Origin of the sequence: Streptomyces oryzae, from assembly GCF_017676365.1 — a bacterium.
GTDB classification, from domain to species: Bacteria; Actinomycetota; Actinomycetes; order Streptomycetales; family Streptomycetaceae; genus Streptomyces; species Streptomyces oryzae.
Genome location: NZ_JADKMA010000053.1, coordinates 1 through 11,488, shown reverse-complemented (window position 1 = coordinate 11,488; position 11,488 = coordinate 1). Strand labels below are relative to the sequence as shown.

Below are 11,488 nucleotides of genomic sequence, written 5' to 3'. Positions count from 1 at the left end.
CTGGGGAGGGGGCTGCCCCTGGCGGTCCGTTGCAGGGTGCGGGTTGTTTGTGGCTGGGCGCGCAGTTCCCCGCGCCCCTGACGGGGCGCTGTCCCCCTGCGTGGCAAGCCGTAGGCGGGCGGGTCAGCCTTTGCCCGGCGTGAGGGACTCGTCGAAGTGGTCCCGCACATGGCTCAGGGCCAGGGGTCTGTCCACCCCCGGGAGGCCCACCACCAGATGGGTGCCGAAGCCGTCGAGGAGGGCGCGGGTGCGGGTGGCGAAGCGGTCGGCGTCGACCGTCGCGAACTCGCCCTTGGCCATGCCCTCCACCAGCAGCGCCACCAGGTCCCGGTGCCAGCTCAGTTCCAGCTCCAGCTGCCGGGCGCGCACCTCGTCGTCACCGGACTGCGAGCGGTTCCACACCTCCAGCCACAGCGCCCAGTGCGGATCCCGGTGGCCGTCCGGCAGATACAGCTCCACCAGCGCCTCCAGCCGCTCGCGGGCCGGTATCCGGCGGGCCAGCGCGGCGCGCCGCTGGGCGCCCAGCTGTTCCTCGCTCCACTGGAGGGTCTGCAGCAGCAGCTCGTCCTTGGTCTTGAAGTAGTAGACGAGGTGGCCGCTGCTCATCCCGACCTCGCGGCCGAGCGCCGCCATCGTGAGCCGGTCCAGTCCGCGCTCGGCGATCATCTCCATGGCGGCGGCCAGCACCTGCTCCTTGGGCTGCGCCGCGCGCCGGCCGTTCCGCCGGCGCCTGCCCTCCGCCTCTGTGACCACCGTTGTGTTCCTCCAAGCCGTGCGCCCCGCGGCAAGCCGTCGACCCGTCAGCCTAACCGGCCGGTCGGACCCGGGGCTGCTGCTGCGTGATGCAGTGGATACCGCCCCCGGCCGCGAACACCGTACGCGCGTCCACCAGCGTGACCGTCCGCCGGGGGAACAGCCGGCGGAAGATGCCGGCCGCGTGCTCGTCGCGCGGGTCGCCGAAGCCGCACAGGACGACGCCGCCGTTGCACAGGTAGTGGTTGACGTAGCTGTAGTCGACCGGCTCGCCGTCGGCGGTGTGGGTGACGGTCGGCGCAGGGAGCTCGACGACCTCCAGCTGCCTGCCCTTCGCGTCAGTGGCGGCGCGCAGCAGTTTGACCGTCTCCTTGCACAGGTCGTGGTCGGGGTGCGCCGGGTCGGGCTGGGTGTGCGCGACGACCACGCCGGGCGCGGCGAACGCGGCCACCAGGTCGACATGGCCGCGGGTGCCGTACGTGCCGTAGTCGGCGGTCAGTCCGCGCGGCAGCCAGATCGCCTTGCTGGTGCCGAGCAGCGCGTGCACCTCCGCCTCGACCTGCTCGTGTGTCCAGCCGGGGTTGCGTTCCGGACCCAGCTGCACGGTCTCGGTCAGCAGCACCGTGCCCTCGCCGTCCACCTGGATGCCGCCGCCCTCGTTGACCAGCCGCGAGGAGTGCACGGGTGCCTCCGCCTGCCCTGCGACGTACGCGCCCATCAGCCTGTCCCGCTCCCAGCGCGCCCACGGCTGGGCGCCCCAGCCGTTGAACGTCCAGTCCACGGCGGCCAGTCGGCCGCTCTCGGTGACGAAGGTGGGCCCGATGTCGCGCATCCACGCGTCGTCCAGCGGCTGCCCGACCACCTCGATCTCCGGGCCGAGTGCCCGGCGCGCCTCCAGCACGTCGTCCGGGTTCGCCACCATGGTGACCGGCTCGAAGCGGCGGACGGCACGGGCGACCGCCGTCCACGCGGTACGCGCCTCGGCCAGCACCTCCGCGTCCTCGAACGTCGGGTTGGCGCCGGGCCACGCCATCCAGGTGCGCTCGTGCGGTGCCCACTCGGGCGGCATGTACGGGGCGGCGTCGGATGTGCGGTTGCTCATGGGGGGCGATTCCTTGCGGTCGTGGTCCGTTGTCAGGGGTGTCAGGGGGCGTTGCCGGGGGTCAGAGGAAATAGAGACGGTTGAGCGGGACGCTCTCGGCCGCCTCGGAGCGCAGCGGTTCGCCGTCCAGCGTCACCAGGCCGGTGCGCTGGTCGACCTCCACCGCGCCCAGCCGCGCGTTGTGCACCAGGTCGGCGGGACCGACTCCGCGGGTGCCGCGGACGGCGACCCTGCGGCGCCGGGTCGGCAGGGTGTCGCCGCCCCGCTCGACGGCCGCCTGCGCGACGAAGGCGACGGACAGCTCGGCGGGCGTCGCGCCGTGTGCGCCGAACAGCGGGCCCAGGACCAGGGGTTCGCTGGTGTCCGTCGCGGCGTTCGGGTCGCCGGTGACGCCCCAGGCGGGGAAGCCGGACTTGAGGACCAGCTGCGGCTTGGCGCCGAAGTAGGCGGGGTGCCACAGCACGATGTCGGCCAGTTTGCCCGGCTCCAGCGAGCCGATCTCGTGCGAGAGCCCGTGCGCGAGCGCCGGGTTGAGGGTGAGCTTGGCGATGTAGCGCAGCACGCGCGCGTTGTCGTCCGTGGCGCCGCTGTGGATCTGCGCCGCGTCCTCCAGCTCGCCCCGCTCGGCCTTGAGCTTGGCCGCCATCTGGAACGTACGCCGCACCGTCTCGCCCGCGCGGCCCATGCCCTGCGCGTCGGAGGAGGTGATGCCGATGGCGCCCAGGTCGTGCAGTACGTCCTCGGCGCCCATGGTGCCCGCGCGGATCCGGTCCCGGGCCATGGCCGCGTCCCCCGGCAGGTCCGTTTTGAGGTCGTGCACCGAGACGATCATCCCGTAGTGCTCGGCGACGGCGTCCCGCCCGAACGGCAGCGTCGGGTTGGTCGAGGAGCCGATCACGTTGGGCACGCCCGCCATCCGCAGCACATTGGGGACATGCCCGCCGCCGCAGCCCTCGATGTGGAAGGCGTGGATGGTGCGGCCCTCCAGCACGGCGAGCGTGTCCTCGACGGCCAGCGCCTCGTTCAGCCCGTCGCTGTGCAGGGCGACCTGTACGTCGTACTCCTCGGCCACCCGCAGCGCGGTGTCCAGCGCCCGGTGGTGTGCGCCCATGTCCTCGTGCACCTTGAAACCGCAGGCCCCGCCCTCGGCCAGCGCCTCCACCAGCGGCGCCGGGTGCGAGGAGGAGCCCCGGCCCAGGAAGCCGATGTTGACCGGCCAGGCGTCGAACGCGGAGAACGCGTGCCCCAGCGCCCAGGGCGAGTTGACGCCCACGCCCCACACCGGGCCGAACTCCTGGCCGACGATGGTGGTGACGCCGGAGGAGAGCGACGCCTCCATGATCCGCGGCGACAGCAGATGGACGTGGGTGTCGACGGCGCCCGCGGTGGCGATCAGCCCCTCGCCGGAGACGATCGAGGTGCCGGTTCCCACGACGACGTCCACGCCGTCGACGGTGTCCGGATTGCCCGCACGGCCGATCGCGTGGATCCGGCCCTCGCGGATGCCGATGGAGACCTTGCGTACGCCCTGCACGGCGTCGATGACCAGCACATTGCTGATCACCACGTCGCAGGTCCCGCGGACGGCAGCGGCCTTGAGATGCAGCCCGTCGCGGGCCGTCTTGCCGAACCCGGCCAGGAACTCGTTCCCCGGCTGCTGGGAGTCGGACTCGACGCGGACGACGAGTCCGGTGTCGCCCAGCCGCACCCGGTCACCGGCGCGCGGCCCGTGCACGGCCGCGTATTCGCGCGCGTCCACGCTCATGACCGACCCTCCTCGCCGATGGCGGGCCCGGCGCCCAGATAGCCGCAGGCAGCGGCGCGGCGCAGCGCCTCTTCGCGGGCTCCGGGCGCATCCAGCGGACCGTCCACCAGACCGGCGAAGCCGATGGCCACCCGCTCGCCGCCCAGCGGCACGAGCCCCACCTCGGCGGTGCCGCCCGGATCGAGGCGGACCGAGGAGCCGGCGGGAACGGCGAGCCGCATCCCGTAGGCGGCGGCCCGGTCGAACTCCAGCCGGGGGTTGGCCTCGAAGAAGTGGAAGTGCGAGGTGACGCTGACCGGCACCTCGGCGGTGTTGCGTACGGTCAGCGACAGCGCGGGTGGCCGCGGTGCGTACGCCTGGTCGGTGCCCTCCTCGGGACCGGCGGGCAGTACGGCGCCGGGAGCCTGCCCGGATGCGGTGGCCGAGCCGATGGGGGAGGGGAGCACCGCGAGCCGGGAGCCGTCCTCGAAGACGGCCTCGACCTGGATCTCGGTCAGCACCTCGGCCACGCCGGGCAGCACGTCGTCGGGGCCCAGCACCGCGCGCCCCGCCTCGATCGCCTCGGCGAGCCGCAGCCCGTCGCGGGCCGCCTCGCAGACGGTGTCGGCGATGAGCGCCGTGGCCTCCGGCACGTTGAGCCGCAGCCCTCTGGCGCGTCTGGCGCGCGCCAGCTCGGCCGTGCCGAAGATCAGCAGGCGGTCCCGCTCGGTCGGACCAAGCCGCACGACTCCCACCTTCCGGTAGCGATGAATGGGTCCCGTTGTTCTTGCCGTGTGCTCGGCCAGGATTTAGAGCATCACTCAAATAGTCAAGTCTTTGCATCCAACCATTGACCCGGTCACTTGTGATGCATCAGATTGAGCGCTGCTCAAAACAAATGCCGGCCCCACCCCGACAGGGAGCACCATGCAGATCGAGCAGCACGGCGTCGATGTGATACCCGAAGCGGAGCGCACAGGCCGCCCGCGCGACATCGTCAGCTTTCTCATCGGATCGAACCTGGCACTCGGCGTCGTCATCTTCGGCTGGCTGCCGGTCTCCTTCGGGCTGGGTTTCTGGCCCGCCGTCTCCTCGCTCGTGGTGGGCACCCTGATCGGCACGGTGCTGGTCGCCCCGCTCGCGCTGGTCTCGCTGCGCACCGCGACCAACCTCTCGACCAGCAGCGGCGCCCAGTTCGGGGTACGCGGCCGGCTGCTGGGCTCTGCGATCGGGCTGCTGCTCTCGCTCGGCTACACCGCGCTCACGCTGTGGGTGGGCGGCGACGCGATGGTCGGCTCGCTGGCCCGGCTCTTCGGGATGCCCGACTCCGCCGCGGGATACGCGATCGTCTACGCCGTGCTCGCGGTGAGCACCGCCGTGTGCGCCGTCTACGGCTACAAGCTGCTGCTGCGGCTGAGCCGGGTGCTGGCCATCGGTATGACCGCGCTGCTGGTCGTCGGCCTGTTCGCGTACGCTCCGCACTTCACCACCCAGGCGCCCACCGGCACCGAGTACCTGCTCGGCGACTTCTGGACGACCTGGCTGCTGTCCGTCGTGGCGGCCGGGCTCAGCGGGCCGATCGCCTTCATCACCCTGCTGGGCGACTACACCCGCTACATGTCGCCGGCCCGGCACTCCTCGCGCCGGGTCTACCTCACCACCTGCCTCGGGCTGGTCGCCGGGCTGCTGATCCCCCAGCTCTTCGGCACCTTCACCGCGGTCGCCGTGAACGCCGCCACCGACTACGCGGGTCCGCTGGTCGCGCAGGCGCCGTTCTGGTTCCTGGTGCCGCTGCTGCTGGCCGCCTCGTTCGGCTCGATCGGCAACGCGGGGCTGATGCTGTACTCGATGGGCCTCGACCTGGATGCCATCGTTCCGCGTACCACCCGTACCAAGGCCACCTACACCGTGGCGGGCCTGTCCACCGCGCTGGTCTACCTCGGCCACTTCGTGTGGGACGCGCAGGACGCGATGACGGCGTTCGTGCTGCTGCTGACCGCCGTCGGTGCCCCCTGGGCCGTGATCGTGCTGATCGGGCACATCCGCTGCCGCGGTGTCTACGACGCCGAGGCCCTCCAGGTGCTCAACCGCCGCTCGATCGGGGGCCGTTACTGGTACACCGCGGGCTGGAACCTGCGCGCGACGGTGGCCTGGGCCATCGGCTCCTGCGTCGGACTGCTGGCCGTCGACACCCCGCTCTACACCGGCCCCCTCGTCCCCCGTCTGGGCGGTTTCGACCTCAGCTTCCTGCTCTCCTCCGCGGTGACCGCCGCAGCCTTCCTCGCGGTGACGGCCGGCGGGAGGGCGTCGGTCTTCTCCCCCGTGGCGGCGCCGCCGGGACGGAGCCTGGAGGAGCCGGGCAACCAGGTGGAGGCTGCGGCGGCCGTCCGGCAGCCTTGAGCGACTGGTCAGGGAGGGGGCTGTGGAATTCCCACAGCCCCCTCCCTGTGCAGTGGGAGGGTTCCGCTCTCCACCGGCCCCGGAACCGTATGGTTCTGTCCAGCGCTGCCATGATTCGGCCGCGGAGACTGTACGGATCCGACGAGGGTGATCGGCGCCGCGGTTTCGTAGGGTCTATACATGACCGATCTGTCCCAGCCGTCGTCCCAGACCGAGCAGGCCGACCAGGCCCAGCCCGGCTCATCCGGCTCCGTACCGGCGCAGGACACCCGCGGGCGCGTGGCCGAACTGCACGCGATCCGTGCACAGGCATATCAGGGCCCCAGTGAGCGCGCGACCGAGGCCCAGCACGCCAGGGGCAAGCTGACCGCACGGGAGCGGATCGAACTGCTCCTGGACGAGGGCAGCTTCTGCGAGATGGAGCCGCTGCGGCGGCACCGTGCCACCGGCTTCGGGCTGGAGCAGAAGAAGCCGTACACCGACGGTGTGATCACCGGCTGGGGCACCGTGCACGGCCGGACGGTCTTCGTCTACGCACACGACTTCCGGATCTTCGGCGGAGCGCTGGGCGAGGCCCACGCCACCAAGATCCACAAGCTGATGGACAAGGCCATCGCGGCGGGCGCCCCGCTGGTCTCCCTCAACGACGGCGCCGGCGCCCGGATCCAGGAAGGCGTCGCGGCGCTGGCCGGTTACGGCGGCATCTTCCAGCGCAACACCAAGGCGTCCGGCGTCATCCCGCAGATCAGCGTGATGCTCGGCCCCTGCGCCGGCGGCGCGGCCTACAGCCCGGCGCTGACCGACTTCGTCTTCATGGTCCGCGACACCTCGCAGATGTTCATCACCGGACCCGACGTGGTGCAGGCGGTGACCGGTGCCGAGGTGACCCAGAACGGACTGGGCGGCGCCGATGTGCACGCGGCGACCTCCGGAGTGGCGCACTTCGCCTACGACGACGAGGAGACCTGCCTGGAGGAGGTCCGCTACCTCCTCTCCCTGCTGCCGCAGAACAACCGCGAGAACCCGCCGGCCGAGCCGACTGCCGACCCCGCCGACCGGCGCGGTGAGGCCCTGCTGGACCTGGTGCCGGCCGACGGCAACCGCCCGTACGACATGCACAAGGTCATCGAGGAACTCGTCGACGACGGCGACTTCCTGGAGGTGCACGAGCGCTGGGCGACCAACATCATCTGCACCCTGGCCCGGATGGACGGCGAGGTCGTCGGCATCGTCGCCAACCAGCCGCAGTCGCTGGCCGGAGTGCTGGACATCGAGGCCAGCGAGAAGGCGGCCCGCTTCGTGCAGATGTGCGACGCCTTCAACATCCCGATCCTCACGCTGCTGGACGTGCCGGGCTTCCTCCCCGGCGTCGACCAGGAGCACGGCGGCATCATCCGGCACGGCGCCAAGCTGCTGTACGCCTACTGCAACGCCACCGTGCCGCGGATCTCCGTGGTCCTGCGCAAGGCGTACGGCGGCGCGTACATCGTCATGGACAGCCAGTCCATCGGCGCCGACCTGACCTTCGCCTGGCCGACGAACGAGATCGCGGTGATGGGCGCCGAGGGCGCCGCCAACGTCATCTTCCGTAAGCAGATCGCGGCGGCCGACGACCCCGAGGCCATGCGTGCCCGCATGGTCAAGGAGTACAAGGCCGAACTGATGCACCCCTACTACGCCGCCGAGCGCGGCCTGGTGGACGACGTCATCGACCCGGTGGAGACCCGCGAGGTCCTCATCCGGTCCCTCGCGATGCTGCGCAGCAAGCACGCCGACCTGCCGTCGCGCAAGCACGGCAACCCTCCGCAGTGATGGGAGCACAGATGTCCAAGACCCCTGAGGAGCCTGGCAGTACGGGCCGGCTGAGCGCCGAGGCGAACAGCGTGGTGCGCGTGGAGAAGGGCCAGGCGAACGAGGAGGAGCTGGCCGCGGTCACAGCCCTGCTGCTGGCCCGCGCCGCCGCCTCCACCCGCGCCGGTCACACCGAGCCGCCCGCCCGCCGCGGACGCCCGACCAAGGCAGGCTGGCGCCGCCTGGAACGCCAACACGGCTTCCGGGCCCCCCACAGCTGGCAGGGCTGAACCAACAGCCCCGCACTCCGAAAGGAGCGCGGGGCTGTTTTCAGTGTGCGATGTGTCGGGCGCCCCGAAGGGAGCACGCGCCCAAAGGGGCGCGGGGAACTGCTCCCCCAAGCTCTTCGAGCAGGGGGTACCCCCAAAGCCACAAACAACCTGCAGCCTGCAACGGCCGATCAGGGGCAGCCCCTACCAAGAACAGCCGGGAGGGGCAGCCCGAAACCACTGGCCCAGCCCGAAAGACCTCAGCTCGCCGGAGCGTCCACCAGCACAGTGCGGCGAGGATTGGCAGTCTGCTCCGGAAGCGCGGAGTCCCATTCCGCCTCATGCGCGGCGACCGCCGCGGTCGTCAGCTCGTCGGCGTCCTTGAGATGTGCAAGGGTGGTGCGCCGCGGGTTGGCTATGTTCCGCATGGTCAGCGTGGACTTCACTGGTGCCCTTACCTCGCTCGGCTTGCTCGGCTTGTCATTTCAACCTGAGATGTAAACGCCGAGAGTAGGCGCGCTATTCCCCGCAGCAACGTGATCTAGGCAACGATCATCATGTGAGTTTGCTCACGAGGCCGTTACCAAAAGCGACATAAGTAATCGCCGCCCCCGCCAGCGCAATCGGACACAGCGGACCAAGAGGGCAATCGGCGCGCACTGCCGGGTAGTTGGGCACGGCGCACGTCGGTCGGCGCCGGGGTGTCCGATCCGTAAAAATCCGGCATTCCGCAGCGACTTTTTAACGCTGGGTGTCCATCTAGTTACAGGTTGCTATCGACATTCAAGGGTTATCCACAGCCCTTGTTGGAGATCCGGCACTGTGCTGGAATTCCACGGACCGCCGCAGGACGAAACAGACCGGAGCGCGTCGGCGCACAAGGGCGGCGCCGCGCGATGGTGATGAGGGGACGCGCCGGTCATCACGACCGCCATGGGGGCCTGGACCCCCACGACTCGATACCGTCCCGCCCGTCGCGAGCGGGGGGACGCCTGGTCCAGAGGTTGCGACGCTAGTGCAGGGACGTTTCAAGAGGGATGGCAGCGCTGAGGGAACACCGGAGGCGCAAGGCCCGGCCGACCACGGCTCCCAGCCCCAGCGTGCCCAGGACGGCGGGCCCGCGGGTGGTGAGCAGGGCGCGCCCTCCGGCAAGCAGGTGAGCACCGCGCAGGGTGCCGGAAAGGGCAAGGGCGAAAAGGGCGACAAGCAAGGCAAGGCCGCCAAGAGCGGTAAGGGGGACGCCGCGGCCAAGGGCAAGGACGGATCCGAGGGCCCCGACCTCGGACCCCGCGTCGCCCTGCGCAACTGGCGCATCAGCACCCGCCTTGTCTCCCTGCTGGCCCTCCCGGTGATCGCCGCCACCACGCTCGGCGGTATGCGGATCTCCAGCTCGCTGCAGAACGTCGACCAGCTCGACAACATGAAGCTCCTCACCGAGATGACGGAGCAGGCCACCAACCTGGCAGCGGCACTTCAGGACGAGCGGGACAAGTCGGCCGGCCCGCTGGTGAGCACGGGCAACGACAAGGACGATCTCGTCGTCGCCCCCCGCGAGCGGACCGACAAGGCGTTCCGCGCCTTCCAGAAGGCCACCGGCGACATCGACGGCAGCGACAAGGTGATGGCGGGCGTCCAGTCCACCGTCCTCGACATCGTCCGCCAGCTCACCGCGATCAACACGATCCGCGAGCGCGCCTACGAGAACCCCGACAACGCCTCGCAGACGGTCAACGCCTACAACCAGCTCATCGACTCCCTGCTCTCCCTCTCGCAGGACATGGCGCAGGCGACGAGCAACTCCGAGATGATCCGCAGCACCCGTGCGCTGGCCGCCTTCTCCAGCGCCAAGGAGTACGCCTCCATGCAGCGCGCGATCATCTCCGCCGGTCTGGCGCACGAGCCCAACCCCAAGCTCTCGGAGAACGACCGGCTCTTCGCGCGCACGGCCACCGACAGTGAGGGCGCCGAGCTCGACAGCTTCAGCCAGATCTACGGCGAGAAGGCGGCGGAGACCCTCCTCAAGCCGATCAGCGGCGGCGATGTCAACGTCCAGCAGGCCGACAGCTACCGCGAGCGGATGCTGCACAGCCCCGAGGCGATCCGGAAGCAGAAGCGCAGCTATGTCGACTGGATGGACCAGGACGGGTCCAAGATCGACAACATGCAGAAGATCGAGCAGACGCTGCTGGAGAAGATGGAACAGCAGGCGCGCGAGCTGCGTTCCGAAGCCCAGCGCGAGGCGCTGATCAGCGGTGCGCTCATCCTGCTCGTTCTCGGCATCTCGCTGGTCGGCGCGTTCGTCGTGGCGCGCTCCATGGTCCGTTCGCTGCGCCGGCTCCAGGACACCGCCCAGGAAGTCGCCCGCAGGCGGCTGCCCGAGCTGGTCAAGCAGATGTCCGAGGCCGAGCCGCAGGATGTGGACACCTCCGTCGAGTCCGTCGGCGTGCACAGCCGGGACGAGATCGGCAAGGTGGCCGCGGCGTTCGACGACGTCCACCGCGAGGCCGTCCGGCTCGCCGGTGAGCAGGCGCTGCTGCGAGGGAACGTCAACGCGATGTTCACCAACCTCTCGCGGCGCAGCCAGGGCCTGATCCAGCGTCAGCTCTCGCTCATCTCCGAGCTGGAGTCCCGCGAGGCCGACCCGGACCAGCTCTCCTCGCTCTTCAAGCTCGACCACCTCGCCACCCGCATGCGCCGCAACGGCGAGAACCTGCTGGTTCTCGCCGGTGAGGAGCCCGGCCGCCGCTGGACGCGCCCCGTCCCGCTGGTCGACGTGCTCCGCGCCGCCGCCTCCGAGGTGGAGCAGTACGAGCGCATCGAGCTCAACTCGGTGCCTGCCACCGAGGTCGCCGGGCGCGTCGTCAACGACCTCGTCCACCTGCTCGCAGAGCTGCTGGAGAACGCCACGTCGTTCTCCTCCCCGCAGACCAAGGTCAAGGTCACCGGCCACGCCCTGCCCGACGGGCGGGTGCTCATCGAGATCCACGACACCGGCATCGGACTGTCGCCCGAGGACCTGTCCTCGATCAACGAGCGGCTGGCCAACCCGCCGACGGTGGACGTCTCCGTCTCCCGCCGCATGGGTCTGTTCGTGGTCGGCCGCCTCTCCCTGCGGCACGGCATCCGCATCCAGCTCCGCCCCTCCGACTCCGGTGGCACGACCGCGCTGGTCATGCTCCCCGTCGATGTCGCACAGGGCGGCTCCCAGGGTGCGAAGGGCCGCCCCGGCGCCGGCGCCCCCGGTGGCCAGGCCGGACCGCCGCCCCCGCAGACCCGGGGCGGCAGCAAGGGCGGCAACCTGGCGGCCGCACTCCAGCGCGGCCCGCAGAGCGGCGGACCAGGCGCGCCGGTCCAGGGCCACGGCGGCCCCGGCGCAGGCGAGCCGTCGCGCATGGGCGCGCTGCCCGCGCGCGGCCAGGACGCCGGTGG

At 70.8% G+C, this 11,488-nt stretch carries 9 protein-coding genes; 4 read left to right on the top strand and 5 right to left on the bottom strand.

Features of this window, described 5'->3' with window-relative positions; translation table 11 throughout:
* Positions 1-123: 123 nt before the first annotated feature.
* The 4 genes from ITI46_RS12790 to ureA all read right to left on the bottom strand — a co-directional run bounded on the left by ITI46_RS12790 (position 124) and on the right by ureA (position 4,345).
* Positions 124-672 (bottom strand): TetR/AcrR family transcriptional regulator, encoded by a 549-nt coding sequence (locus tag ITI46_RS12790; protein ID WP_209239644.1) that lies wholly within the window; start codon positions 670-672, stop codon positions 124-126.
* Between the two features lie 133 nt (positions 673-805).
* Positions 806-1,855, bottom strand: coding sequence for an agmatine deiminase family protein (locus ITI46_RS12785; RefSeq protein ID WP_247745897.1), 1,050 nt, complete (start codon positions 1,853-1,855; stop codon positions 806-808).
* A gap of 61 nt (positions 1,856-1,916) precedes the next feature.
* On the bottom strand, positions 1,917-3,620 hold the full coding sequence (locus ITI46_RS12780) for an urease subunit alpha (protein ID WP_209239625.1): 1,704 nt from the start codon (positions 3,618-3,620) through the stop codon (positions 1,917-1,919).
* Positions 3,617-4,345 carry an urease subunit gamma gene (gene ureA, locus ITI46_RS12775; protein WP_209239624.1) on the bottom strand — a complete coding sequence of 243 codons (729 nt, stop codon included), beginning with the start codon at positions 4,343-4,345 and terminating at the stop codon, positions 3,617-3,619. Before ureA ends, ITI46_RS12780 begins: the two co-directional genes overlap by 4 nt.
* 181 nt (positions 4,346-4,526) lie before the next feature.
* Between ureA and ITI46_RS12770 the strand changes: the two genes are divergently transcribed.
* The 3 genes from ITI46_RS12770 (at position 4,527) to ITI46_RS12760 (ending at position 8,080) form a co-directional block, all read left to right on the top strand.
* Complete coding sequence (locus tag ITI46_RS12770) at positions 4,527-5,999, top strand: cytosine permease (RefSeq protein WP_247745896.1); 1,473 nt, start codon at positions 4,527-4,529, stop codon at positions 5,997-5,999.
* Positions 6,000-6,179: 180 nt separating this feature from the next.
* Positions 6,180-7,811 carry an acyl-CoA carboxylase subunit beta gene (locus ITI46_RS12765; protein ID WP_247745895.1) on the top strand — a complete coding sequence of 544 codons (1,632 nt, stop codon included), beginning with the start codon at positions 6,180-6,182 and terminating at the stop codon, positions 7,809-7,811.
* Positions 7,812-7,822: 11 nt separating this feature from the next.
* Entirely contained in the window at positions 7,823-8,080 is a 258-nt protein-coding gene (locus ITI46_RS12760) for an acyl-CoA carboxylase epsilon subunit (protein WP_209239623.1), read from the top strand.
* A 239-nt stretch (positions 8,081-8,319) separates the two neighbouring features.
* Here the strand turns inward: ITI46_RS12760 and ITI46_RS12755 are convergent, their stop codons facing one another.
* Positions 8,320-8,505: a hypothetical protein gene (locus ITI46_RS12755; RefSeq protein WP_209239622.1), complete on the bottom strand. Its 186-nt coding sequence runs from the start codon at positions 8,503-8,505 to the stop codon at positions 8,320-8,322.
* Between the two features lie 569 nt (positions 8,506-9,074).
* Between ITI46_RS12755 and ITI46_RS12750 the strand changes: the two genes are divergently transcribed.
* On the top strand, positions 9,075-11,488 hold a 2,414-nt coding region (locus tag ITI46_RS12750), incomplete at its 3' end, for a sensor histidine kinase (RefSeq protein WP_209239621.1).